Annotated in this window: 23 protein-coding genes; all 23 read right to left on the reverse strand. The window is 32.7% G+C overall.

Translation table 11 applies throughout. The features are described 5' to 3' along the window. Nucleotides 1-585: 585 nt before the first annotated feature. Nucleotides 586-1,185 carry a hypothetical protein gene (locus tag ACE3RB_RS15840; protein ID WP_374465088.1) on the reverse strand — a complete coding sequence of 200 codons (600 nt, stop codon included), beginning with the start codon at nt 1,183-1,185 and terminating at the stop codon, nt 586-588. Between the two features lie 139 nt (nt 1,186-1,324). Continuing rightward, complete coding sequence (locus tag ACE3RB_RS15845) at nt 1,325-1,939, reverse strand: hypothetical protein (protein ID WP_374465089.1); 615 nt, start codon at nt 1,937-1,939, stop codon at nt 1,325-1,327. Between the two features lie 396 nt (nt 1,940-2,335). Continuing rightward, complete coding sequence (gene rimO, locus ACE3RB_RS15850; RefSeq protein ID WP_374465090.1) at nt 2,336-3,637, reverse strand: 30S ribosomal protein S12 methylthiotransferase RimO; 1,302 nt, start codon at nt 3,635-3,637, stop codon at nt 2,336-2,338. A 95-nt stretch (nt 3,638-3,732) separates the two neighbouring features. Continuing rightward, entirely contained in the window at nt 3,733-4,278 is a 546-nt protein-coding gene (rfbC, locus tag ACE3RB_RS15855; RefSeq protein WP_374465091.1) for a dTDP-4-dehydrorhamnose 3,5-epimerase, read from the reverse strand. 13 nt (nt 4,279-4,291) lie between these two features. Then, complete coding sequence (locus ACE3RB_RS15860; protein ID WP_374465092.1) at nt 4,292-4,861, reverse strand: sugar transferase; 570 nt, start codon at nt 4,859-4,861, stop codon at nt 4,292-4,294. A gap of 14 nt (nt 4,862-4,875) precedes the next feature. Further along, on the reverse strand, nt 4,876-6,012 hold the full coding sequence (locus ACE3RB_RS15865) for an aminotransferase class I/II-fold pyridoxal phosphate-dependent enzyme (protein WP_374465093.1): 1,137 nt from the start codon (nt 6,010-6,012) through the stop codon (nt 4,876-4,878). Between the two features lie 19 nt (nt 6,013-6,031). Further along, complete coding sequence (locus tag ACE3RB_RS15870) at nt 6,032-6,625, reverse strand: acetyltransferase (protein WP_374465094.1); 594 nt, start codon at nt 6,623-6,625, stop codon at nt 6,032-6,034. Nucleotides 6,626-6,634: 9 nt separating this feature from the next. Then, complete coding sequence (locus ACE3RB_RS15875; protein ID WP_374465095.1) at nt 6,635-7,237, reverse strand: sugar transferase; 603 nt, start codon at nt 7,235-7,237, stop codon at nt 6,635-6,637. A gap of 43 nt (nt 7,238-7,280) precedes the next feature. Then, entirely contained in the window at nt 7,281-8,462 is a 1,182-nt protein-coding gene (locus ACE3RB_RS15880) for an O-antigen ligase family protein (RefSeq protein ID WP_374465096.1), read from the reverse strand. A gap of 33 nt (nt 8,463-8,495) precedes the next feature. Continuing rightward, a complete protein-coding gene (locus ACE3RB_RS15885) occupies nt 8,496-9,740 on the reverse strand; it encodes a glycosyltransferase family 4 protein (RefSeq protein WP_374465097.1) in 1,245 nt (414 codons plus the stop codon). Then, nucleotides 9,740-11,590 carry an asparagine synthase (glutamine-hydrolyzing) gene (gene asnB, locus ACE3RB_RS15890; protein ID WP_374465098.1) on the reverse strand — a complete coding sequence of 617 codons (1,851 nt, stop codon included), beginning with the start codon at nt 11,588-11,590 and terminating at the stop codon, nt 9,740-9,742. Before asnB ends, ACE3RB_RS15885 begins: the two co-directional genes overlap by 1 nt. 1 nt (nt 11,591) lies before the next feature. Next, nucleotides 11,592-12,719 (reverse strand): glycosyltransferase, encoded by a 1,128-nt coding sequence (locus tag ACE3RB_RS15895; protein WP_374465099.1) that lies wholly within the window; start codon nt 12,717-12,719, stop codon nt 11,592-11,594. Nucleotides 12,720-12,757: 38 nt separating this feature from the next. Beyond that, nucleotides 12,758-13,840: a hypothetical protein gene (locus ACE3RB_RS15900; RefSeq protein ID WP_374465100.1), complete on the reverse strand. Its 1,083-nt coding sequence runs from the start codon at nt 13,838-13,840 to the stop codon at nt 12,758-12,760. A gap of 204 nt (nt 13,841-14,044) precedes the next feature. Continuing rightward, entirely contained in the window at nt 14,045-15,877 is a 1,833-nt protein-coding gene (locus tag ACE3RB_RS15905) for a hypothetical protein (protein ID WP_374465101.1), read from the reverse strand. 100 nt (nt 15,878-15,977) lie between these two features. Then, nucleotides 15,978-17,153, reverse strand: coding sequence for an O-antigen ligase family protein (locus ACE3RB_RS15910; protein ID WP_374465118.1), 1,176 nt, complete (start codon nt 17,151-17,153; stop codon nt 15,978-15,980). A 91-nt stretch (nt 17,154-17,244) separates the two neighbouring features. Next, nucleotides 17,245-18,597, reverse strand: a complete 1,353-nt coding sequence (locus ACE3RB_RS15915) for a polysaccharide deacetylase family protein (protein ID WP_374465102.1) — start codon at nt 18,595-18,597, stop codon at nt 17,245-17,247. A 13-nt stretch (nt 18,598-18,610) separates the two neighbouring features. Next, entirely contained in the window at nt 18,611-19,792 is a 1,182-nt protein-coding gene (locus ACE3RB_RS15920; RefSeq protein WP_374465103.1) for a lipopolysaccharide biosynthesis protein, read from the reverse strand. Next, on the reverse strand, nt 19,789-20,532 hold the full coding sequence (locus ACE3RB_RS15925; protein ID WP_374465105.1) for a PHP domain-containing protein: 744 nt from the start codon (nt 20,530-20,532) through the stop codon (nt 19,789-19,791). The genes ACE3RB_RS15920 and ACE3RB_RS15925 overlap by 4 nt, the downstream gene beginning before the upstream one ends. Beyond that, nucleotides 20,502-21,569, reverse strand: coding sequence for an ATP-grasp domain-containing protein (locus ACE3RB_RS15930; protein WP_374465106.1), 1,068 nt, complete (start codon nt 21,567-21,569; stop codon nt 20,502-20,504). The genes ACE3RB_RS15925 and ACE3RB_RS15930 overlap by 31 nt, the downstream gene beginning before the upstream one ends. A 107-nt stretch (nt 21,570-21,676) precedes the next feature. Beyond that, nucleotides 21,677-22,687, reverse strand: coding sequence for a Gfo/Idh/MocA family protein (locus tag ACE3RB_RS15935; RefSeq protein ID WP_374465107.1), 1,011 nt, complete (start codon nt 22,685-22,687; stop codon nt 21,677-21,679). Nucleotides 22,688-22,696: 9 nt separating this feature from the next. Continuing rightward, nucleotides 22,697-23,269: an acyltransferase gene (locus ACE3RB_RS15940; protein ID WP_374465109.1), complete on the reverse strand. Its 573-nt coding sequence runs from the start codon at nt 23,267-23,269 to the stop codon at nt 22,697-22,699. Nucleotides 23,270-23,281: 12 nt separating this feature from the next. Beyond that, on the reverse strand, nt 23,282-24,406 hold the full coding sequence (locus tag ACE3RB_RS15945) for a DegT/DnrJ/EryC1/StrS family aminotransferase (RefSeq protein WP_374465110.1): 1,125 nt from the start codon (nt 24,404-24,406) through the stop codon (nt 23,282-23,284). A gap of 35 nt (nt 24,407-24,441) precedes the next feature. Next, complete coding sequence (gene lhgO, locus ACE3RB_RS15950) at nt 24,442-25,632, reverse strand: L-2-hydroxyglutarate oxidase (protein ID WP_374465112.1); 1,191 nt, start codon at nt 25,630-25,632, stop codon at nt 24,442-24,444. Between the last annotated feature and the right edge of the window lie 4 nt (nt 25,633-25,636).

A 25,636-nucleotide genomic window follows, 5' to 3' on the forward strand; every position in this document is an offset into this window, starting at 1 on the left:
TTATGATTACGAGAATGAATCTTTTCATCATTTTGAACTTTTATTGGTTTTGACGGAGCAAATGTATCAGGAATCTTTATAAAACCCTACTCCATATGTTAAAAAAAGTTAACAAAACACTAATAAAACGTTAACAATCCTTGCGACACCCTATAAATAGGGGTTTTAAGCTATACTGTTAAAAAACGTTAAAAAAAGATTCAAAAAGTTAACATAATTAACTAATTCAGGCATAATTTAAAAAGACGGAATTTAAAACATCTTGAAAATCAACATATTAAAAAACCAACAATGTTAAGAGCTGAATTAAAAAAATATATTCTAAAATTAAAATTCTTAAATTATAAATGTAAGAAAACGACTTTGAGAACCTGTTTTAAGCCAACTATGTCATTATTCTGAAGAAAATTTTAACAGCCTGATATATTGTTAATTTTTTGTTTGATCTAATTATATAATATTGTATCTAAAAGATTAAATCAAAATTATTCTGATATTTAAATTAAGTGAAAGAACGCTCCTTTCTAAAAATAAAAAAAACCAATGATTTCTCATTGGTTTTCATTATGTAATTAATAAAATTCTCTATTTTAAATATTCTATTACATAGTCATATGTTCCAGCAGGATATACTACTGACATACTTGGAGAACCTGTAATTGCATTTCCTGCAGTAGTTGCAATTGTATAAGAGTATAAACTTCTATCATATACAGTGTTTGTACCTGCTTTATAAATTGTAATACCATATAAAGCAGTCATACCTGTCGGCGCTGGAATATTTACAGCTGTCGAGCTTCCTGAAGCAGCAAATGTCCCTTTGATAGCATATACCTGAGCTCCATTTACCAATGTATTAGTAGGGGTTCCGGCTGCTGCATTAGTTACATCAAATTTAGAACTACCTCCACCAATTGGGACCCATCTACCATTAGTAATGTTACCTGGATTACCTGGATTGGAGAAATAATAGAATCCTGGAGCAACTGCTGTAGTTACCCCTTGACCAGCCGCAGTATTACCTGTAGCTGTATTATACACTACCATACCATCAAAGTCAGAAACAATTACAGTATTATCCATTGGAGAAGTATCAAATGTAAAAGTAGTCAGATTAGTTCTAGGAAATCCTAAACCTCTACCATAGCTCTGGTTAGCTAATCCTTCAAAATTACTACCATCCATGAAATAGTTGGTATTATTTAAAGCTGAGGTAACATTTCCATTACTTATAATTTGAGCATTAACGTTTGCACCTAGGAACAATAATACACCGCCTGCTATATTTAAGAAAATATTTTTCATTTTAATTTTATGTTTTTAATTAATTTCTACCTGAAACAAGATACCAATTTGTACCGTTGCTATAAATCTGTATAGCAGCAATTCCCGTAAGACTGGCCATACCTTTAGGAGTAGCAATTCCATCAACACCAGAAAACTGCAGAGTACCACCTGTTTGATTTCTTAAATAAATTGTTCTTCCGTTGTAAGCTGTAGGAACCGGTAAAGTAAGTTGTGTCCCACTGGTGAACTCCCAATAATCAAAATTAGAGTTTGTCCAGTCATAAGCGGTAGAAGCAGCTTGGGCAAGGTTCATTCTGAACGGTGTAGCTGGAGCAGCACCTCCTCCTAATGTTTTCCATGTAGCAGACGGAGCATCATAATAATAGAAGCCTACTGCTGTTACATTTACAGTTTTTGTCGTAGCTGTACCATCTATAGTGTTTACAAATGTAAGGGCACCATTTTGAGCTGTGTCATAAGCAGCGTCTTTAGCTGCTAATTGACTTCTTGTTAAACGAGGGACTAATAAGGCGTCAGGTCTAGCATTATCAGTAGTATTTGCTACTACATCTAAGGTTGCGGCTGGTGTGGTTGTGTTAATCCCCACTCGCCCCTGTTGAGCCTTAGAAAGGGCCGAAAGGCCAACAAGCATAGTTGCTGTTAATAAAAATTTTTTCATAAGTTTTTAAAGATTTTTAATTACATTTTTTCATCAATATTTTCAAAAAGGAACACGCATCCCAACTTGTGAATATTATAGTGAAACTAAAACGATCAAATAATTATTTAATTGAGTTTTAGTCTCATTTTAATGATTAACTTATTGAAAGTACATAATTTAAAAATATTGCTTCCTGCGCAAATTTAAGATATAATTTTTGATTTTATATGCTTTATAAATAAAAAATTAAAAATTCTTAATAATGCATAATATTAATTATCTGATTTTCAGTATGATAAAAATAAGTTGCCGAAAAAATTCTATGTTAATTTTAATTAATAAATTAATTCCATCAGCTTTATTTTCAAATGATTAATAAGTATTTAGCTATACCAATTCTCCATATAAGTCAAATTCCTCAGCGGAAGTTATTTTGACATCCGCAAATTCACCAATAGAAATGTAAGTGTCCTCTGCGGAAACTAAAACTGTATTATCCACATCCGGTGAATCATACTCTGTTCTTCCGATGAAATAATTCCCTTCTTTACGGTCGAAAATGCATCTGAATACTTTGCCTACTTTTTCCTGGTTCTTTTCCCAAGAAATCTGAGACTGCAATTCCATAATTTCTTCTACTCTTGCCTCTTTTACCTCTTGCGGAATATCATCTTCCAAAACATAAGCAGTTGTATTCTCTTCATGAGAATAGGTAAAGCATCCCAATCTGTCAAATTTCTGCTCTCTTACCCAGTCTTTAAGCTCCTGGAATCTTTCTTCTGTTTCTCCCGGATATCCAACAATAAGCGTTGTTCTGATTGCCATATCTGGAACCTTTTCTCTGAATTTTCCTAAAAGAGCATCAGTTTTTTCATGGGTAGTTCCTCTCTTCATAGATTTCAACAAATCTGAATTGATGTGCTGAAGAGGAATATCTATATAATTACATACTTTAGGCTCTTCACGGATAATATCAAGAACATCCTCCGGAAAACCGCTTGGGAAAGCATAGTGAAGACGAATCCATTCTACTCCTTCTACTTTTACCAGTTCTTTTAAAAGATCTCCCAATGCTCTTTTTTTGTAAAGATCCAGACCATAGTAAGTAAGATCCTGCGCAATAAGAATTAATTCCTTTGTTCCTTTTTTTGCCAGTTTCTGAGCTTCTGAAACCAGTTTTTCGATAGGGGTTGAAACATGTCCCCCTCTCATCAATGGAATAGCACAGAAAGAACATGGCCTGTCACAGCCTTCAGAAATTTTAAGGTATGCGTAATGTTTCGGAGTTGTTGTTAATCTTTCTCCTACCAGCTCATGCTTATAATCTGCTCCAAGATGTTTTAAAAGTACCGGAAGGTCTCTTGTCCCGAAATACTGATCTACATCCGGAATTTCTCTTATCAGGTCCGGTTTATATCTTTCGGATAAACATCCGGTAACGAATACTTTCTCAACCTCACCTCTGTTTTTAGCCTCAACATAATCAAGAATAGTATTGATAGATTCTTCTTTTGCATTATCTATAAATCCGCAGGTATTGATCACAACAATGTCCCCACGGTCTTCGTGAACCACTTCTTTGCCATTGGCTTTCAGCTGGCTCATTAATACTTCAGAATCATATACATTCTTGGAACATCCAAGAGTGACCACATTGATTTTCTTCTTCCCTACAGATTTTGTACGCATCGTTTTGATTTTGAGTCTGCAAAGATACAAAATATTAAAGAGTTGGGATTAAAAAATAAAAACCACTTTATAAAAGTGGTTTTCAGGAATATACTTTAGAAGTTTTTTTCTTTAAATCCAGGAGCATTCCGGTCTTTTTCTGAAAGTATGGCATCTTTTTCATCCAACTTCCAGTCGATATTAAGATCCGGATCATTGAATTTTACGCTGCCTTCTGATTCCTTGTTATAAAAATTATCACATTTATAAGAAAATACCGCATGGGTACTCAATACAGAAAAACCATGTCCGAAACCTCTCGGTACATACAGCTGTAATTTATTTTCAGCGGTAAGCTCTATTCCGAACCATTTGCCGAATGTAGGAGAATCTTCTCTAAGGTCTACAGCCACATCCCAAACGCTTCCTTCAAGACAGGAAACTAATTTTGCCTGGGCATGTTCTCCTTTCTGAAGGTGTAATCCTCTCAATACTCCATAAGAAGATTTAGAAATGTTATCCTGTACAAAGTGCCCGTTCATTCCGGTAAGTTCCTCGAATTTTTTTTCATTGAACTTTTCAAAGAAGTAGCCTCTTTCATCTTCAAATATAGTAGGCTCTATAATGTAGCAGTCTTTAAGCGGTGTTTCTTTAATTTTCATAATAGTGAAAACTCTATTTCAATATGGTTATTAATGTTTTAAACAAGATCTTTGTGTCGTTTCTGAAAGACATATTCTCAAAATAGTCAAGATTCATTTTTACTTTGCTCGGAAATAATACCTCATCATTGTATGCTAAAGGATCCTTCTGGCTTTTCAGTAAATTTTCTTCATCCCTGTATTTGATGCTTGCCTCACAGGTAAGCCCTGGTTTCAGCTCCAGAACTTTTCTGTCTTCTCCAATAAGATTATCATAATAGCCTTCGATATCAGGTCTGGGACCAACAAAACTCATATCACCTTTTAAAATATTAAACAATTGAGGAAACTCATCTAACTTAAATTTTCTGAGAGTTTGTCCGACTTTTGAACACGTTCTCTTTTGCGGATGAATTGTTTTAAATTTGAAAATGATAAAAGGTTTTCCATACTGCCCTATCCTGGTCTGAAAAAAAATCCCATTGGAAGCTGTATCCAGGCTTGTAATCAAAAATAAAATTATCAGTACAGGCATAAGAAAGAGAATCAATGTTACCGCCAGGATAAAATCAAAAACAACTTTCCAATATTTGTACTGATTCATTAATTTCAATGATATTAAATTCCGAAGTAAGAATAAACTGCTTTTGTTATTCTTTCCCTGTCATCATCTGATAAATTGGAGCCTGAAGGAAGGCACAGTCCGTTATCAAAAAGTTTTTCAGAAATATTTCCTCCGTAATATGGAGCTGTTTCAAAAACCGGCTGTAAATGCATTGGTTTCCAAAGCGGCCTAGATTCTATATTATCTTCTAAAAAAGCAAGTCTTAACCCTTCCCTGTCTTTTCCTGTAATTTCCGGATCAATGATAATTGCAGATAACCAATGATTTGAATAGAAATCATCTCCAGGCTCTGAAAATACAGTTACCCCCTCAATATTTTTGAAAAGACCAACATAGAAATTGTGCATTACTCTACGTGCTGCAACTCTGTCTTTAAGTACTTCCATCTGCCCTCTTCCTATTCCTGCTACAATATTACTCATTCTATAGTTGAAGCCAATATGTGAATGCTGATAGTGAGGTGCATTGTCTCTGGCTTGTGTAGAAAGAAAAACAGCTTTATCTTTATCTTCTTCTGTGTGGCAAACCAGTGCCCCTCCACCGGAAGTTGTAATAATTTTATTCCCGTTAAAACTCAAGATTCCAAAACGTCCGAATGTTCCACAAGCCTGTCCTTTATACGTTGAACCAAGTGCTTCTGCAGCGTCTTCTATTATTGGAATCTGGAATTCCTGAGCGATAGCTGTTATTTCATCCATCTTTGCCGGCATACCGTAAAGATGAACTACAATAATAGCTTTAGGCTTTGTTCCTTTTTGAATCCTGTCTTCAATAGCTTCCCTTAAAGTTTTCGGGCACATATTCCATGTATCCGGCTCACTGTCAATAAAAACAGGTACTGCTCCACAATACGCAATAGGATTAGCCGATGCAGAGAAAGTCATTGACTGGCAGATGACCTCATCACCATGTACAACTCCACATTCAATAAGGGCGAGATGTAATGCTGCAGTACCTGCAGAAAGCGCTGCCACTTTTGCATTTTCACCTAAAAACTGCTCCAGATCATTTTCGAATCCGTTAACATTAGGTCCTAACGGAGCTACCCAATTTTCTTCAAATGCTTCGTTGATATATTTTTGTTCATTTCCTCCCATATGCGGTGAGGACAGCCAGATTTTAGTATTCATATTTTTGATTAGTAACTTGTTATATAATATTTTTCTTAATAATTCTACCCGGATTTCCCACAACGACTGAATAATCTGGAATATCAGCAATAATTACCGCCCCAGCACCTATTACACACCATTTTCCTATTTTTATTCCTTGTATTACAGAAGCCCCAATTCCGATTTGAGAACCCTCTCCCACTTTTACTCCTCCGGCAAGTGCCGAATTGGGCGAAATATGAACAAAGTCTTCAATCATACAATCATGATCTACAGATGCATTGGTATTGATGATACAATGTTTTCCAATGGTGGTATCGGCATTAATGACAACACCTCCCATTACTACCGTTCCCTCCTCAATGTTGACTGAACCTGAAATTATTGATTTCGGATGAATTAAGATACCTATCGAGTTTTTAATTTGTTCCGATATTTTCTTACGGGTAAGATTATTTCCAATTGAAATAACCAGCTTTTCCTTGTCTTCCGGTAAATTATTCAGTACAGGAAACCCATAGCATTCACTTTTAGTGATATCCTGATCTATAAATGCCTTAATTTTTATGCCATTAGCAGCAGCAATATCTGCAATTACCTTTCCATGTCCGCTTGCCCCAAATAAATACATAGCTATTAATTAATTTCCTTGAAATGGTTCTATTGTAACGTGTCCATCAGCAGAAACCCCTTCTCTTATAAATACTTTCTTAGCGGTAAGAAAAAAGATTTTGCAATCTAAAATAAATGAGATGTTTTCTACGTACCACACATCATAGTCAAATTTTTGATTCCATGATATTGCATTTCTTCCATTTACCTGTGCCCAACCTGTAATTCCGGGTCTCACTTCATGTCTTCTTGCCTGGTGCTCATTATAAAGTGGCAGGTATTGTACTAGAAGAGGCCTGGGGCCAATAAGGGACATATCACCTTTCAAAACATTAATCAACTGTGGAATTTCATCCAAAGATGTTTTGCGGACGAACGAACCTACTGCTGTTAATCTTTCTGCATCTGATAAAAGGTTTCCATTGGAGTCCTTTTTATCATTCATTGTTTTAAACTTTATAATTTTAAATACCTTGCCATTTTTCCCTGGTCTTAACTGAAAGAAAAAAGGTTTTCCATTATTTGACAGGAACAATCCTACCATCACAATAAGAAAAATCGGAAGCAATAAGGTAATTCCCATCAAAGAAAATACAAAGTCGAAAATCCTCTTCAAATAATTTTTATACATTCTTAAAAGTTAGATATGTTCGGTCATAATATATTATAAGTTTCTACTCGATTTTTCCAGGTTTTACTGTATAACTTATACCAATAATTGTTGAACTAAAATACAAAAATTCCGGTATATTAAAAAGATTACAGGATGTCTGTACGAGTGTAAAGTATTGCAAAAATAAGGCAAAAATCAGTTTATAGTATATATTACTTTTTTTTATGTTCCAGAATAGAGAAGCATTTTGGAATACTGGCAAAAATTTTAGAAAATAAATAATCAATCCCAAAATTCCGGTAGCCATTAAAAGCTCTAAAAAAATATTATGTGGGTGAACCCCATCTTTAAATAATATTCTTCCTCCTATAAAAGGGTTTACATTAAAGATGTCGATAGCCTTACTATATAATGGTCCTCTGCTTGATGTATCCCCGTGGGCCAGCCATTTGTACATTCTGTTGAAACTTGTTATTTGTCCGTTACCATATTGTTCATGCAGAAAAATAAGCCCTATAAATAACAAAATCAATGTAACAGCATATAACAGATATTTTTTATTTCCTTTTAAAAGAACCATATAAAAAGAACACACAAACACTGCTATCAACGGGCTTCTCGCCATAGATTGAATAACATTAAAAAATCCTAAAAACATACAAAAGAGTAAAAAGTATGTTTTATATTCTTTTTTACAAAACAAAAGCAGAAATAACGATACAATAAAAAGTGAGCACCCTATATGACCATACATAATATAGTATGTACTAAAAATATGGTCTAATTTTATGAACCCATATATATAGTTTACAACGAGAAGGCCACATAAAATAAAGAGACAATAATTTGTTATGCTTTTGAAATCTATCTTGCTGTAATTAATATATAACAATGCTACACTTGGCAAAAGTATCATTACCAGGATCCTAAAAATATTTTCATTCTCCGATAATATCACCTCCTGATCAAACGGATAATTATTAAAAGAATATATAAGCTTGATGATATAGAAAGTCCAAAAGCCGATAAGGCTTATGAAAGAAATATTTTTAAAACTAATATTTCTTCTTTCTCTATAGATAATGAGTACAGAAAACACAATAATAAAAATCCGATATGGTATAGAAAAACTCCGTGGATTCATTTCTAATGGTTTCGCAAAAGAAATGGCAACAGTATTTCCCACCATAACAGATAACAGGAACAGTTTATCAATGAAATTATTATTAATCGTAATTTTCAAAATAAACCTATTTTTATTTCAGCCAGTGCAAAGCTACTTCTTTTGCTTTATAGAATGAAATAAAATAGCATCCATATATTTTTTTGCCAATACCGGATATGTTCTGTTTTCAAAAATCCTTTTTCTGCCTTTATCACCTATGGCAATTCTTTCTTCTGAGCTCATATTGGCATAATATAAAATTGCGTTTTTAATATCCTCTGCAGATGTACTATTGATAAATTTACCACAATCCGCTTCATTAATCATTGAAGGATATCCAGTATAAGAAGCTATTATAGGTTTTGCGGCCAACATATATTCTACCACTTTATTCATGGATTGTCCATAGTCCCACACTTTTGAATCTTTAGTTGATAGGTAAAGAATATCACAAGCTTCAAGAAAATATTTAACTTCGTTTTGCTGAATCCTTTGTAAAAACGTAACATTAGCACAATCTTTTAGCTGTTCTTCGTAAGATTCTCTGAGATCACCACTCCCAACAAGTACAAAATGGATATTACTATCTTCCTTCATCATTTGTATTGTTTCAATGAAAGGCTCCAGGGCATTCGTAACTCCCATACTGCCTGCATAACCTATAATTATTTTGTTTAATGGCATTATCTCCAAAAACGGATTCTTTTCTTTTAAAAAATCTTCAGAATAGTTATCAGGATCGAATCCTAATGGGGAGCAATGAAAAGGTCTTTTATAACCTAATAATTGTTCTACATGTAAATCCAGCCTCGGCATTGTTCCTGCAACCAAATCAGCTTTCTTATATCCAAATTTTTCTATGAACCCTATCAGTAAAACAAGAGGATGCCATTTTGAAAAACCAGCTTCCTCCGTCATTGTTAAAGGCCAGATATCACGGATTTCAAAAACTAAAAAGCTTCCAAACTTTTTTTTCAGATAATAACCATAAATAATTGTAAAAATTGACAGTGACGAAACAATAACTACATCAGGTTTAGTGATGTTTGGAAGTTTCATGGAGAAAAGCTTTCTCTCAAAATCAAACCAGGACAATATTCTGTCTATTGATGCCGTTTTGATATATTTCTTCGTTTTAATCCATCTTATGGCAACGCCATCCTGTTCTTCATCATTATAGATCTTGTCTGTTTCAGGGCAATTGGTAAAGTGATTAGAATCTGAAGTTATCATAAGGGTATTATTTCCCTGTCTTTTAAATTCTCTTGCCAAATAAAACAAACGTGAGGGAACTTTTGCGTATTGTGGTGGTGAGGCATATTTGGAAATCAGCCAAATATTTTTATTTGTTTTCATCAGTGCAGTGCTGTTTTTTTAATAGGATCAATCAGAAAATCAAGCATGATTGCTTCATTCAAAATATTGCTATTATTAAGGTTCTCAATTGTGAGACTGTTTTCCAATCTGCTGAAGTCTGATACAAAATCTTTTGCTTTAGATTTATTTTCTAAAATATTTGTTTTTATTCTTTCCCCTACTCCATCATTCACCCAGTTCTGAGTGACATCAAATCCTCTTTTTAAGCGGTTTTTGAGGATATAGCCTGGTACGTCTTTTTTCATCATTTCACGTAATATCCATTTTCCGTATCCATGCTTAATTTTAAGCAAATCCGGCAATGCTAAAGCAAACTCAACCAATCTATAATCCATAAAAGGTAATCTACTTTCAATAGAAAAATACATTGAGTTTCTATCTTCATATCTTAAAAGAGAAGGGATACTATATTTTTGTATATCTGAAATCTGTCTGTTTGATAAAGATGTGTTTTCAAAAAGATTTAAAGAAATTTCGGGTAGGCAATCAAGAAATACTATATCTTTTCCTGTTGTCTTTAAATATCTGCTTTTCTCATTCCAATATGTTTTTATTTGTTTGGTTTCAAATAACAGCATAAGTGCTAATGAGTGAAAATATTGTAAGCCGGGCAGAATTTCTTTTTTTTCTATTGCCTTTTTCAGTGCCACTACAAAGAATTTTCTATATCCGGCAAATATTTCATCACCTCCCTGGCCTCCTAATAAAACTTTAATGTTTCTTTCTTTTACCTGCTTGTATACTTCATGCTGTGCTATAATACTTAATCCAAGGAACGGAGACTCCTGTGCCTCCATGGTCTGATCATAGATATTACCCATCTCTTGTGCTGTATAAGAATAGTGAATATACTCAACATTAATATTTTTGTCTTTCGCAAATTTATTAATAGTAGGCCCCTCTGATTTGGGGTGGTCCGGAGCGCCATAACTGAAAGCCATCAGATGGTCTACTTCTTTCGATGTAATTGCCGCTATAGAAGACGAATCTACTCCACCGCTTAAAGAAATTGCCAATGGAACATCACTTCTCAAACGTATTTTTGTTGAATTTTCCAACAGGGCTTTCCCTTGGGAAATGAGTTCATCCGAGCTTAATGACCCCAGTTCTTTTCTTTTTTTGGAAACCTGTTCTTCCAGAGAATACCATGTCTTGGTTTCTATTTTCAGTTTTTCATCCAGCGTACATTTCATCAATGATCCTGGCAAAAGATATTTTACATTTTTGAAAGGAGTTCTGTCTTCATATCCTTCGAAAAAACCGAACCTTATCCCACTGGAACAATATTCCAGATCGATCTCCTGGTTTATTTGCTTCGCTACAGAGGTTATAGAAGAGGAAAATAATAGCTGCCCATCAAAAAAGGTATATATTAACGGCTTAACGCCAAATCTATCCCTTACCAGATAAAACTCACCTTTAATCTTATCAAAGATACCAAAAACAAACATTCCGTTCAGTTTATTCAGACAAGTTTCGCCCCAGCATTCCCAAGATCTCAAAAGTACCTCAGTATCTCCTGTGGTTCTGAATGTAAAACCATTAGTTATCAATTCTTCACGAACTTCCTGATAATTATATATTTCACCATTAAAAGTGATAATATACCTTTCATCATCAGAAATCATAGGCTGGTTGGATGCTCCTGAAAGATCTATGATTGCCAGCCTTGAGTGAGCTAAGGTTACTGACCAATTTTCATATTCTGTTTTTTCAACTCCATAGTAATCTGGTCCTCTTCTTCGTATATAATTATGTAAATCACTCCCTTCTTTAAAATTGAGGTTTTGTGATCTTTTAAATTCTATTGCTCCTGTTATTCCACACATATTAGTTTGATAAAACTTTTTGATAAAACGTTAATAATTTCTCAGATTGGCTTTTCCATGAAAAATTTTCATATACTAACTTTCGGCCCACTTCACCCATTTGTTTTGCTATTTCTTTGTTCAGAATGAAATGGTCAATAGCAGCAGCTATTTCATTAGGTTTTTGAGGGTCTACAAAAATACAGCAATTACTCCCTTTCAATAAGCTTCTCCAATAAGGAAAATCTGAGGCAATAAACGGGATTCCCGCAACCATGTATTCAAACATTTTTATTGGCAGACTTACCAAAAATGTAGGGATTGGATGTAAAGTAACCACACCTGCTATAGAACGGCTATAGATATTTTTGACTTCTTCAGAGTTTATATATCCAAAATCATTAACAAGATAATAGTTCTTATGCTCCTTTATATCTCTTTCCAAGGAAGAAGAAGAATACATGCCTGCCAGATTCAATCTGACTTCTGATTCTGTAATATCCAATGAATTCATCAGATCTTTAATCCCTCTTGTATCATCAATAGATCCTATATAACATACTTCATTCTGTTTTTGATCCCAGGAAATGTTTTCTTGTTTCTTATCAGATAATATGGGATAGTTATTGATATTTTCTGTTTGTCTGGCAAACTTTTTAAAATAACTTTCAATATAGGGAGTCGCACCAATAACACCATCTATTTTTCTACAGACATAGCGTTCGAAATTCCCATATAAAAATGAGATAATATTTGAAACCGGAGATTTTAAATAGGGTGAAACTAAAATAGTGTTTACAGTATCCTCATGAGAATCAAAGATTACTTTTTTATTGAGTTTTTTTAGTTTTTTTGCTATTAAAAGTAACTCAGGGTCATGAAGATGAAATAAATCTGCATTGAGTTCCTTAGCTTTATTAAAGATTTCAGTTGTAGTTTGTGTAATTCTTTTTAATCTACCAGCCGGTGCTCCTATATCTATAATTTCCACATTGTCTATCATTTCATCACCTTTACTGTCAGCAACAACTAAGGTCACCTTAACATCTCTGGATGCCATACTTTTACACATCTTATGGAATATCCGGGAATCATTCCTTGGATGAACACTGGTCAGATGGCATATGTGGAATCTATACTTTTTATTCATTAATTGGTTTTTGGTTGAAATTCAACAAAGACATTAGATCATTTTAGTTTTATGATTTCCTGAAAAAAACCTTTATCATGGGTAATATAGGCACTCTGTTCAGCATAATAAGGAAATTTTCTTTCTATTCTTTCATACATTGTTTTAATTTCATTTGTATTCAACATCTTCCACCATCCTATAAAAATATGTTCAAAATTCTGAGAGGGTTGGATACCTTTTTTTCCCTCTTTGTTATCACTTCGGAAACTACTGTTATTACCGTCTATATAATTATTGAAGTTATAAAAATCATTTTTGGAATTATAAACAGCAATGTTAGTGATCAATTGATTTGAAAGTAATGTGGTGAGTTTTTCCAAATAACTGTATTTTATTTTATCATTTTGAAAATTAAGTTTCAGCACATGCAGATAGGCAGACATTCTTGAAAAATGAGAAGCATCCCAATTGACACTTTGGCTCTTTTCAAGGGTTACATCTTTAAAATCAGGATGGTCTTTCCAAATATTAGGTTGTAAATACCATGCCTTGTTATCCTTAATAATAACTTCTTTTTTCAATACCCTATAGAATCTATCTTTAATGGAGACCAAATCAGGAGTTACGGTTCGTTTGGCATCTTTTTCAATGAGTAAAAGACTTACCCCTGTTCCCATAACATATAATTCAAAATCAGTAATTGCTCTGTAATAACTTAAATTACCATTAAAATTCCCACTTAAGATATAATCTATCCTTTCTTTGGCACCATAAAATTTCTCTGATTCTGCATCCCAAATGTTTGCAGGATTATTATTCCAGTAATATAATACTTCACTTTTAATGAAGTTATACATTTTAGTGTTTTCAACATTGTCTTTTATTCCGTTCCTTCTTAAATATTCTGATGCGGTAAAATAGAAGGTTCTTTTAGCCAGATCGTCTGCCTGAGAATTCTTTTTTACAATAAATAAAGTATTATAAGTAAACAGTTTTCGCAGCTTATTTATTAATTCCTGGTTTTGAGTATCATAAGCATATTGTATCGGAATATACAAAAGCGCCGAACTATCATAAACAGAGCTATACCATTTGGCTAACTGAGTCTCCGAACTAAAAACATCAATATAAAAATCCAAGAGCTTGGAAATCTCCTTAACACTTAAGTTTTTGTTTGTAAATATGACATCATCCGTTTTAAATATTAATTTATTCTGTATTGCTGATGCAGGTTTAAAAACAGGCATAGCCAAACAGAAAGAACTAGTATACATCCAATAAGTAAATAGCAAAATAATCTTAAAAAACAAGGTAGAGTTTTTCATTTACAAATAAAATTTAAATTATTTTTCAGTATACAATTTCGGAATTTTATTCACGATTTTAATGACTCTTTCAAAATCAAGTCCTAAAGTATCCAGGTACCATCTTATATTCTGATATCTTGGAGCATTTTCTATTTCAACAAGTTCTAAAGCTCTCTCCCTTGTTATTTGTCCTTCTCTGATCTGATTACTTCTGAATGTATCATGTTCTGTGAACCCGGCAACAGTATAATATACATAATTATAAAAAGCTGCTGTGCCATCACCAATTCTCCAGGTAGTGGTAGTGTCTATTGCCTTTTCCCAATTATAATCGTTTAACAGCGTATTGTCGACCTGTTCTTCATCCCATCTCCAATAATCAAAAATATGATAATAATCCTGCTTTTCTGTAAAACTACGATAGTATTCACCAGACAAAGTATCCCAAAGTGAACTGTTGAAATACCCTGGACTCTGCATCATCGCTCTGAACCTTTTAGAATGATATCTCATTTGTTTCATAGCACCATGGCTGTATACTCTCTTTTCTTCAAAATCAGGTTCAATACCTAAGAATCCTGTTTTGAAGTGAGTCACTTCTAATGGATTTACTCCCCATAGGTTAAGATTAATTCCTGTTTGTTTTTTGATATCTTCCACATATCTGAAGAAATGTTTATCTCCTGCAGTAAGCATTGCCATCATTCCCAAATGGGGTGATTTCAGCCATGCTTCAAGATTCATTCTGATATTCTTCCTTTTCAATGAAATATCTGCGGCAACAATAATGTTTTCAACTCCAAGATCAGCACACATGCGGCTGATATTTCGTCTACCGAGATCCGTCACCATTCCCCAGTCATAGGTATAAGTGACAGGTTTCATTTCAAGTTCTTTTACAATAAGATGTAATCCATAACAACTATCTCTACCTCCTGAAAATGGAACAATACAATCTAATTCTTTTCCTTTCCTTCTGTAAGGTTCAACCAGTTTAAATAATTCTTCTTTCGGTTTTGGGTTATTTCTTGGTTTATAACTTTTACAATAATTACATACCCCTGCTTCATCAAATTTTATGAAAGGCATTGTTTCCGGAAGAACACATCTGGTACATCTTTTGATGCTTAGTTTTTTATATTCAAGTAGATTTTCTTCAATAGTATTAAATTTAAACTCGGGAATTAAGTCTTCAACCCGGCTCTTTTCGTCCGTAACTGACAGGTTTTCTTGTGAGGCTGGAATATCCAGAATCAAAGGTTTTTCTTTGATCTGGGTAATATTTTCACATCCTATGATTCTAAGCCCATAACTTTCTGATGCAAAATAAGTTTTGTCCTCATTATATCCTACATATAAACTGCCATTATTAGAGAACAGAAGAAGTTTTCCTTTTTCCGGCAAAGCAAGAGCACAGGCAATAACTCCCTGGCATAAAGAAAGAATCTCTTTAGGTAGATCTTCTATTTTATTTTCTTTATTGGTAAGAAATTCTTCTGCAATAGCTACAATAGCTTCAGAGTCAATTTTTAATTGTCTGCTAACGGATAATTTGCCCCAGACTTCATCTTCGTTTACTATAATCCCATTATGTATTGCGCATATATTTCCTCTAATGACTGGTTGATTATCTCCCAGTCCATTAGTAATCAATCTACTATGCCCTAATACAATATTGTTATTATATGGTTTTACCTTATTCAGTAATTTTTCAATGCTGTAATCAGCTCTATTTACCTTATATTGGTTATTTTGATAATAAATCAAACCACTGGAATCTACTCCTCTTTGTTCGGAATGTTTTACCAGAGTTTGAAATTTTTGTCTATTAATACTGGTGTTCGATACAACACCAAAAATTCCACACATTTGTTTTTTCTTTTTTTAAATTAAATAATATTTATAGGAACCTATATAAGTATAATCTAGTTTTACAAAATTAATATTATATATTATTTCAAGTGAATTATTAATTAGTTATTCCAATTTTGTATCTCTTCTCAGATATAAAAAACATAATCCATATAATGCTGCACCTCCAAGAATCAAAAGAGTTACTTTTATTATCTTCCAGATAAAATAACAGAACAATAATAAATAAAATCAGCATATCCTTATTGCTTTTGGAAATAGAATAATTTCTAAAAAAGAATAATACATATGCCAACAGGTATAATCCTCCTCCCAGTATCCCTAATTCCATCATTGATTCTACAAACAAATTATGTGGATAATTACTTACATCAGCACCTTCCAGTATAAATCCTGAGCTTCCAATTCCTAATCCAAAAAAAGGATGATCTAGTATTGAATCCAGTCCAATCTCAAGAAAATTCCCTCTTATGGATAAACTTGTATCTTCATTATAAGATTTAAATATGTTAAATCGTTCAAAATCTACATTTTGAAATGCAAAAGTATAAATATTCTCTCCAAAAATAAGAATGGTAAAAAATAATGCCCCTATTGCAAACCCTGTTTTATAGTTTATTTTATAATTTTTAAGATTCAAAGTAAAGAAAACAATTAAGGATAGTATCAAATTGATGATAGGTCCTCTTCCCCCAAGTTGAAATAGTAAAAATAATATTGATAATCTGTAAGCAGCAACATACCATGTTAATTTGCTTGCCAGAGAGAAAATAAAACATGCGCAGAGCATGATTCCAATAACCAAATATGTAGGAACTTTATCCACTAACAATTCAGAATCATGGAATATAATAAACATATTATTAAAATACAGATAAAACAATCCTACAATCATTAATCCACCAATAAGATACATCAATAATTTCAATTCAGAAAAAATAGATTTTTTAAATACAATAATGGGGTATATAACTGTAAAAATATTCAGAACAACAGCAAGGGATTTAGATTGGGCATAGATAGTAGATACTGAATAAAAATTAGAAATAAGAAAAATAAAACTCAATATAAGCATTAAAATAACAATGAGGCGATCCTTTACTTGTAGCGGAACTAGCGTACGCAATTCTGTGATCATTACCACAAAACAAAGCAAAAGAGACAATAGGGTCAAATCCATTGGAATAGGCAACCACTTTAGAGACCCCGAAAAAACAAAAATAAAATAAATGAATACTTTAAAAAATGTAAACTTGTCTGAAAATAATGACATATTTTTCAATTATATTTGTTTTTATTAAAATTAAGGAAGCTTTACATTTATTACAATCAATCATGATATGTTGGATGAAATATTTTTTTTATTATTGTAAGTTTCTATTTTTCATATTATATTGTGAAATAAATCTTAAATACACCTTCTTATACCACTTTTGATCTCTGAAAACTCTATCATTATGCCAAAGTATGATGAAGTCGCCTTCAACTCTTTTTGTTATTTTGAAAAGATTTTCCAATACCTCAAAAGCTTTATCCATAGAATATTTTTGGTAATGCGTCAACGTAGCATCCATAGCAATTAGAGGGGCCTCAAGAATGTTGTAAGGTTGGTCTTTTTCAAAATTGTATGGGTGAAATTGGTGTGCAGTACCACATTTAAATCCTTCATGGTCTGCAAACCCCATAGTATAATCGACTTTTATACCACATTTCTCAAGATTTTCAAAAGTTATCCTACGGTCAAATCTAAGATAATGCTGTCTTGCAAATATAATATCTCTTTCTGATGTATTTCTAAGCCTCTCTATTTCATCGTTCATAACAGCAATGTTCCTGAATGTATTAAAGCCTGGATGAATACCCAGCAGCATATCTGCATCTGCAATTTTGGACATCAAATTCAAGACATTTTGGTTTATAGCCTGACCTTTGTCAAATTGAGATGGCTTTGCAGTCATAAAGAAAAAAACTGATCTTAAACCGTTTTTTTTTGAATCTTTATACAATTGCTCTATTCCTTTAAGGTACTGATCTTCTTTTTTAAAAACAATAGTTTTTAACATGTTCAGTATTGAACTGCATAATTGTAAAGGTCTTCTTTCTCTAATAGCTTCTGCAGCCAAAGTCTTAATCGATGTAAAAAAACCGTCAAATCTATAAAGGTTATCTATGTCATGAGTAGGAACAATTATTGTTGTCTTTAATGAGGGAATAAAACTTTGTACTTCATTTTTAAGAATTTTTCTGATCAGAAATGCGTATTCATCAACAACGGGTATAGTAATCAGATTATATTTACATACTAAACTATCTTTATATCTGAATCTGTCAAATTCATCTCGCGCTTCTGAGGTTAATTCATCATAGCATGATAATAAAACAAAAGATAAAGTAATAATATCATAATTGATTTGAATATTTCCATTATTACATTCATAAAAATCACTTACATTTTCATCAATAACCGGAATGTAATAATAATCATCATATGAAGGTATAGACTTCATATGACCTTTGCCTTCTATCAAATCAAGCAATTTATCGTGTGAACATAACTTAAATTTAATTCTTATTCCCTCAACCTGAATCATTACATAATCTTCCGATAAAAACTCTAAAGTTGGAGAAACACTATAGCCAAATGCAATTTTCAGTAAAAACTTAATTGTGTATAATATAGCATTTTCTGTTCGCAATTTTTTTAACATTACTTTCATGGAAACAAAAAAATCAAGATTTATTAAATAGTAAAGAAAGTAATAAATATCTAAATAAAATTACTCCTACATAAATCCATATAAAGAAATCTATTGTAGAGCTCTTTCCTAAAAAAAATGAAACAAACAAAACCAAAGTGGTAATTACCTCCCAAACGAGGAAAATTTTATTCTTTCTTTTAACCAATACACCACTTGAATAATGAGAAAAAGACGATGAAATAACAGTCGTGAAAATTATTATTTTACTCATATCAAATGCCTTTCTCCATTTATTAATATCAAAAAATAAAGAGAAAAAATATTCCCCAAAAATTAAATATACAATAGCAAATAGTAGGGAAACCAAAAATAATAATCCAACATAGGTATTCATTTTCTTATTGATTTTCGCTTTATTGGTTTCTGACAAATCTTTGTATATTAACCCATTTAAACTTTCAGATATTAAACTTAGTGGTTTATTCACAATTTTGGAAGCCATAAAATAGTTCCCCAAAATAGCTTCTCCAAAATAATGTTTTATAAAGAAACTAGGTAGCTCTGCATTAAAAGTATTAATAAAATAAGCTGGCATCTGATGCAATGGGAAGGACTTATATTTTATTATAATGTTATAAAATTCTCTGTAAACAATTTTTTTTCTTTGTATTTTGATATAAAATAATATAAATATAGTCGCCAAAAAATTAGGTATCACATAAGATAATATCAAAACCCAATATGATAATTTTATATAATAACCAGAAAGTATAATGATAACTGCAAACACAGAGCTTAATATCATTGATTTACTGACAATATTCAGCAAGCCTTTTTTTATAAGAATATCTTTTGATGCAGTATATAAAGATTGACTAAATGCAACCAACGGTACAATTAAAAAATAGGAATCTATATCAAAAAATAACATTGAAATAAGTATAACGAAAAAGGAAATTAATGAGATGGTTATACTTAAAAAAATGGAAACAGCATATAGCATACTATATTCTTCGCTCTTTGCTGGTAACATAATTGCTTTGTTGTAAGACAAAGTATAAAAGTACGCTAATGGGGCTGAAATTGATAAAATAAAGGAAAGTACTCCAATTTCGTAATCAGAATAAATTCTTCCGGTTAATGGAACTGCAATCAGTAATATTAATTGAGATAATATATTGCTGCCTAAAAAAGATATTATATTTCTTTTCATAAATTTAAATAATCTTCTTTAGTTCTCTTAAAAAGAGTTTTATATACAATATATATAAACAATTTAAAATTTTTATTCACATACGCTTTTTTAAGTTGTGATAAAAAAATATCTGATACTGAACTTTTTTTAAGAAATAATGGGGCAATTTCGCCATTCATTAATGCTTCATGAAATTTCAAATCTTTTTTTTCATATCCCACCACTACATTTAAAAGAGTTTGAGGAATATGAGAATCAGAGCTCCAGATTACGGTTTTTTTATATTTTAAAGACAACAGATAAGACTTGTAGTTATTAATGACTGATGATCTGGCGTTAAATACTTCTATCACATCAACAGCTTGTGCCAGTTCTTCTATTTGGGTGTGCCCGTCATATGGATGAGGTAAAATCAAGATGGCATTTTGTTCTTTTGCTCTTTTATAAAACTCCTGCCATGTCATGTCAGTAATTTCATTCTTTACATTTAATGCTATAACATCTCCCCGATCTGTTTTATATTCTGCAGCAGTAGGAATCTCTACATTTAGATTTAGTTCTTTTATTTTTCTTTGAAGTTCTAAACTCCCTTCTATGGTCTCATGATCAGTTAAAACAACAAAATCAAGTTTTTTATCTCTTATTTTTTTAACTATTTTTTCAATCGTATTTATTCCATCATAGGAATAGGTACTGTGAAAATGAAAAATTCCCTTTTTCATTTTATTTACTTTGAGAAAATTTTCTTTATGGTCCATATTAATTTGATTGAATCAACGAAAAAGTTTTCAAACAAGTTCGTATAAGAGTCCTTATAAAAATATTCTTTTATTTTATGCAGTTTTCTTGTTTTAAGCAAAACTAAAAGATCTCCGTCTAAAACCCAGAAGAACTTTTTTTCAACTTCATATTTTTTCTCAATTTGTTCTTCCACCCTATTCGAATAAGCTTCAATCAAGGTTTTTCCAAAATTGAGTCCTACTGCATAAGATAAATCTAATGAACCCCAAAATTTGGGATTCAACTCAATTAAATAATATTGCTGTTTCGTCTCATCATATTTATACTCAACCATTAATGGGCCGGACCAATTTAAATATTCTATAATTTGTCTAGATATATTAAACATTTTTTCACAAAAAATAGACTTGGCAGCTGTACTAGATCCTCCGGTAATTGGTATCTCTCTAATACGCTGGTGCATGTAATAGCTAATAATTTTACCTTCTTTAGCAATACAAAAAAAACCTCTGCCTACTCCTGATACCCGCTCCTGCATTAATAGTTTTACTCCCCCTGACAAGTATTTTTCTATTTTTTCAAATTCGGATTCAGAACCTGATTTTACATATAACGGATCAAATTTGGCTAAGCTTTCATTGCTTGATTTAACAACACAATTCTTATCTCTACTGTATAACCTTAATTCCTCCAGATTTGAAAATACTTTACACTCAGGATAATTTACATCGCTAAGAGAGTTCAAAATTTGCATTTTATCTTTATTTAATGCTATTTCAAGACTCTCTTTTGTAGGTATTAAACATAATTCTCTATATTTTTCAGAGCATATCTTTACAGCTTCGCTCCCTACAGGAATTATAAATTCGGGGTTAATCTGTTTGACTGATTCCTCCAAATTCCCCACAATATAATCTTTGCAATATCCTAATCTTTTAGCAAAAAAAACGGCTTCTTTATCTGTAGCAAAAACCTCGTGCATATTGTCTTTATACAATTCCCGCTGTATTGCTATAGAGTTTTTATAATTTGCTTCCGTTATCAAAATTCTCATATTTGCTTTTCATTATTCAGGGTTGAACAAAATTCAAGGATTTGACAGTATAGTTCTTTCTTTTTTCATTTTCAAATTCACCATTATGCCAAAGTAATGAGAATTTCCTACTTTTTATCATATATCCTCTCAATAATATCCACCACTTTCAATCCTTCCAAAGCATTGGTAGTAATGGTATTTCTTCCTTTCAATACATCCACAACGTTTTCAATGATATAGTGGTGATTGGCTGCAGATCCTTTATAAACACCATAATCATTTCCAGGATTTGTGGGAGCTAATTCTGGCATTACATAGTCTTTTATATTACAAACTTCTACCTTGTCCATATATTGTCCACCAATCTTCACAGATCCATTTTCAGCGATAATCGTCATGGAACTTTCAAGGTTTTGATTCCAGACTGAAGTTGAGTAATTCAAAGACCCCATTCCTCCATCTACAAAATCAAAGCTAACAAAACCTGAATCTTCGAAATCTGTAAGAGTTTCATGATTAAAATCTGCAAATTTTGCCTGAATATTGGTAATATCACCAAACAACCAATACATGATATCTATAAAGTGAGAAAACTGCGTAAATAAGGTTCCTCCATCCAGATCTTTTTTGCCGTGCCATGATTCCGGTTTATAATATCTGTCATCACGATTCCAGTAGCAATTAAGCTGAACCATATATATTTTACCAAGTTTTCCGCTCTCTACCATTTCCTTCACCCAAGCAGAAGGTGGTGAATATCTGTTTTGCATTACCGCAAAAACCTGTTTATGCTTATGTAAAGCCTGAAATATAAGTTTTTCAGCATGTTGTTTTTTCAGAGCCATTGGCTTTTCTACTACCACATGCTTTCCAGCATCTATCACTTTGTAAGACTGCTCAAAATGAAACCCGTTTGGAGAAGCAATATTAACAACATCCACATCAATCCCGGAAGTCAGGAATTCATCCAGGGAAGTAAAAAAAGGAACATTATAATTTTCAATTCCAAGGACAGATTTATCTTTAACATCAATTAATCCTACTAGTTCACATTCATCATTCCTTGAAATCATTTCGGCATGTCTTTTTCCGATATGCCCGCAGCCCACCACTGCAAATTTTATTTTTTCACTCATTTGTATGTTTTAAATTTTTGAAACTTTATTATTTTCTAATTTGTATTTTTCTCCGCTTTCTTCACAAACGGCAATATTTTCTGTATCAAACTGAAGTCTGTGCCCGAATTCGCTCATCCATCCCATCTGCCTGGCAGGGTTTCCTACTACCAACGCATAGTCCGGAACTTCTTTAGTAACCACAGCTCCTGCGCCAATAAAAGCGTACTGACCTATATTATGTCCACAAACAATAGTTGCATTAGCTCCTATGGAAGCCCCTTTTCCAACATGTGTTTTCAGATATTCATTCTTTCTGTTCACTGCACTTCTTGGATTTATTACATTGGTAAAAACCATTGAAGGTCCTAAAAATACATCATCATCACATGTTACTCCTTCATAGATAGAAACATTATTCTGAACTTTCACGTTTTTCCCCAAAACTACTTTAGGTGAAATAACAACATTCTGTCCAATATTACATTTTTCTCCCAAAATGCAACCTGTCATAAGATGTGAAAAGTGCCAGATTTTGGTTCCGTTTCCTATTTGACATCCTTCGTCAATAACGGCAGTTTCGTGTGCAAAAAAATCAGACATATCTGCTTTATATTAGTTAAAATAATTCTTAATTTCCATAATAATCACATCCAGTATCTCCTGGTCAAATTCTGTATGAACAGGAAGAGAGATAACCTCTTTGCAAAGTTGCTCTGTAACCGGAAGGCTAAAGCCATCTTCTACATATTGAAGAAAAGCTTCCTGTTTATAAAGAGGCAAAGGATAGTATATCATACTTGGAATATTCTTTTCTGCCAAATATTTTTGTAATCCGTCTCTTTTTCCATTTTTCACTCTAAGGGTATACTGATGAAATACATGTGTAGAATTTCCTGCTCTCTCAGGAATCTGAATTTCGGCAATACCCGTAAGGTTTTTATCATAATAATCTGCCATTCTGTTTCGGGCAGCTGAATACTCATCCAAATGCTTAAGCTTAACTTTTAATACAGCAGCCTGAATGGTATCTAATCTTGAGTTACAACCTAAAACTTTGTGATAGTATTTCTTTTCCTGGCCATGGTTGGCAATCATTCTGATTTTGAAAGCTAATTCATCATCATTTGTCATCAAAGCTCCTCCATCACCATAACATCCAAGGTTTTTTGATGGAAAAAATGAAGTGCAGCCGATATGTCCGATAGTTCCGGTCTTCTTTACTTTCCCATCTGAAAACGTATAATCTGAGCCGATTGCCTGAGCATTATCTTCTATAACAAAAAGGTTGTGTTTTTCTGCAAATTTAAGAATTTGTTCCATATCAGCACTTTGGCCGTACAAATGAACAGGAACTATCGCTTTGGTGTTGGGAGTAATATATTTTTCAAGACCTTCCAGCTGTATATCAAAAGTATCTTCATTTACGTCTACCATTACAGGTTTTAATCCTAAAAGACCAATAACTTCTGCAGTTGCTACATAAGTGAAGGCCGGGCAGATTATTTCGTCGCCGGGCTGGAGATTAAGTGCCATCATGGCAATTTGAAGAGCATCTGTTCCATTGGCACAAGGAATAACATGCTTTACTCTCAGATATTTTTCGAAACCGTGTTGGAATTCTTTTACAGCGGGACCATTGATAAATGCTGTATTGTCTATACATTCCTGAATGCCTGCATCTATGTCTTCTTTTATTTTCAGGTATTGACCTTTAAGATCAACCATTTGAATTTTCATATTTTTAGTTTTTTGAGTGTACACAGAGGTGCATTTTAATTTATAATAAGCTCACTTATTTTATTTCCTATAGAAAGGCAAGATGTAGCCGCCGGAGATGGAGCATTTCTAACATGAATGATGTTCACATTTTTCACAATGTCAAAATCATCGATCAATCCTCCGTTTCGGTCGCAAGCCTGGGCTCTTACCCCTGAGCCTCCTGGTACAAGGTCATTTTCCTGTATTTCCGGTAAAAGTTTTTGAAGTGCTTTTGTAAACGCAGATTTGGAAAGTGAACGATGCATTTCTCCCATTCCTGTTTTTCCGTATTTTGCAACAATTTTTCTGAATCCCGGCCATAACATGGTCTGCAAGGCTTCGCTGAAATTGAAATCAAAAAAATGGTATCCTTCCTTTTTGAAAGCCAGAACGGCATTGGGGCCGGCTTCAATATTACCATCAATCATTCTGGTAAAGTGGACGCCAAGAAACGGAAAACTAGGATCAGGTACCGGATAAATAAGATGTTTTACCAGATATTTTTTTTCATCCTTGATTTTATAATATTCACCTCTGAAAGGAATAATGACCACGTCATTTTGTTCGTTGGTCATTTTGGTTATCTTATCAGAATACAATCCCGCGCAGGAAATCAGTTTTTTGGTTTTAAATTCGGAAATATTGGTAGTGACAATAATTTCAGATCCTGTATCAATGATATTTTTTACTTCATTGTTAAATCTTACTTCTCCTCCTAATTCCTCAAAAAGTTCTTTTATTTTTTTGGCTATTCCAGGATAGTCAATAATTCCGGTTTGTGGAACTCGGATAGCTTTTACCCCTTCACAATGGGGTTCAATTTCACGGAATTCTTCTCTTGAAAGGTATTTTAAATTCTGTAGTCCGTTTTCTACTCCTCTTTTATAGATATTGTCTAAAAGTGCTAACTCTTCCTGTGAGGTGGCTACAATTATTTTCCCGCAAAGATCATATCTTATTCCATATTTTTCAGCAAAATTAATCACCGAATTATATCCTTCAATACAATTTTTAGCTTTAAGGCTACCCGGTTTATAATAAATCCCGCTATGGATCACACCGCTGTTATGTCCCGATTGGTGTAATGCCACATCGTTTTCTTTTTCTAAAATCAGAATCTTAGAATCAGGATTTTTCAGTTTAGTCTGATAAGCTGTAGCCAATCCTACCAAACCTGCACCAATGATTATAATATCATAACTCATGATC

The sequence above is a fragment of the Chryseobacterium sp. genome, assembly GCF_041914225.1.
Lineage (GTDB): Bacteria > Bacteroidota > Bacteroidia > Flavobacteriales > Weeksellaceae > Chryseobacterium.

Coding starts and splice junctions, on each gene's coding strand:
- ACE3RB_RS15840 (WP_374465088.1), bottom strand. CDS start 1,185: ATGGATGGTAGTAATTTTGAAGGATTAGCTAACCAGAGCTATGGTAGA.
- ACE3RB_RS15845 (WP_374465089.1), bottom strand. CDS start 1,939: ATGCTTGTTGGCCTTTCGGCCCTTTCTAAGGCTCAACAGGGGCGAGTG.
- rimO (WP_374465090.1), bottom strand. CDS start 3,637: ATGCGTACAAAATCTGTAGGGAAGAAGAAAATCAATGTGGTCACTCTT.
- rfbC (WP_374465091.1), bottom strand. CDS start 4,278: ATGAAAATTAAAGAAACACCGCTTAAAGACTGCTACATTATAGAGCCT.
- ACE3RB_RS15860 (WP_374465092.1), bottom strand. CDS start 4,861: ATGAATCAGTACAAATATTGGAAAGTTGTTTTTGATTTTATCCTGGCG.
- ACE3RB_RS15865 (WP_374465093.1), bottom strand. CDS start 6,012: ATGAATACTAAAATCTGGCTGTCCTCACCGCATATGGGAGGAAATGAA.
- ACE3RB_RS15870 (WP_374465094.1), bottom strand. CDS start 6,625: ATGTATTTATTTGGGGCAAGCGGACATGGAAAGGTAATTGCAGATATT.
- ACE3RB_RS15875 (WP_374465095.1), bottom strand. CDS start 7,237: ATGTATAAAAATTATTTGAAGAGGATTTTCGACTTTGTATTTTCTTTG.
- ACE3RB_RS15885 (WP_374465097.1), bottom strand. CDS start 9,740: ATGAAAACAAATAAAAATATTTGGCTGATTTCCAAATATGCCTCACCA.
- asnB (WP_374465098.1), bottom strand. CDS start 11,590: ATGTGTGGAATAACAGGAGCAATAGAATTTAAAAGATCACAAAACCTC.
- ACE3RB_RS15895 (WP_374465099.1), bottom strand. CDS start 12,719: ATGAATAAAAAGTATAGATTCCACATATGCCATCTGACCAGTGTTCAT.
- ACE3RB_RS15905 (WP_374465101.1), bottom strand. CDS start 15,877: ATGTGTGGAATTTTTGGTGTTGTATCGAACACCAGTATTAATAGACAA.
- ACE3RB_RS15910 (WP_374465118.1), bottom strand. CDS start 17,153: ATGTCATTATTTTCAGACAAGTTTACATTTTTTAAAGTATTCATTTAT.
- ACE3RB_RS15915 (WP_374465102.1), bottom strand. CDS start 18,597: ATGAAAGTAATGTTAAAAAAATTGCGAACAGAAAATGCTATATTATAC.
- ACE3RB_RS15920 (WP_374465103.1), bottom strand. CDS start 19,792: ATGAAAAGAAATATAATATCTTTTTTAGGCAGCAATATATTATCTCAA.
- ACE3RB_RS15925 (WP_374465105.1), bottom strand. CDS start 20,532: ATGGACCATAAAGAAAATTTTCTCAAAGTAAATAAAATGAAAAAGGGA.
- ACE3RB_RS15930 (WP_374465106.1), bottom strand. CDS start 21,569: ATGAGAATTTTGATAACGGAAGCAAATTATAAAAACTCTATAGCAATA.
- ACE3RB_RS15935 (WP_374465107.1), bottom strand. CDS start 22,687: ATGAGTGAAAAAATAAAATTTGCAGTGGTGGGCTGCGGGCATATCGGA.
- ACE3RB_RS15940 (WP_374465109.1), bottom strand. CDS start 23,269: ATGTCTGATTTTTTTGCACACGAAACTGCCGTTATTGACGAAGGATGT.
- ACE3RB_RS15945 (WP_374465110.1), bottom strand. CDS start 24,406: ATGAAAATTCAAATGGTTGATCTTAAAGGTCAATACCTGAAAATAAAA.
- lhgO (WP_374465112.1), bottom strand. CDS start 25,632: ATGAGTTATGATATTATAATCATTGGTGCAGGTTTGGTAGGATTGGCT.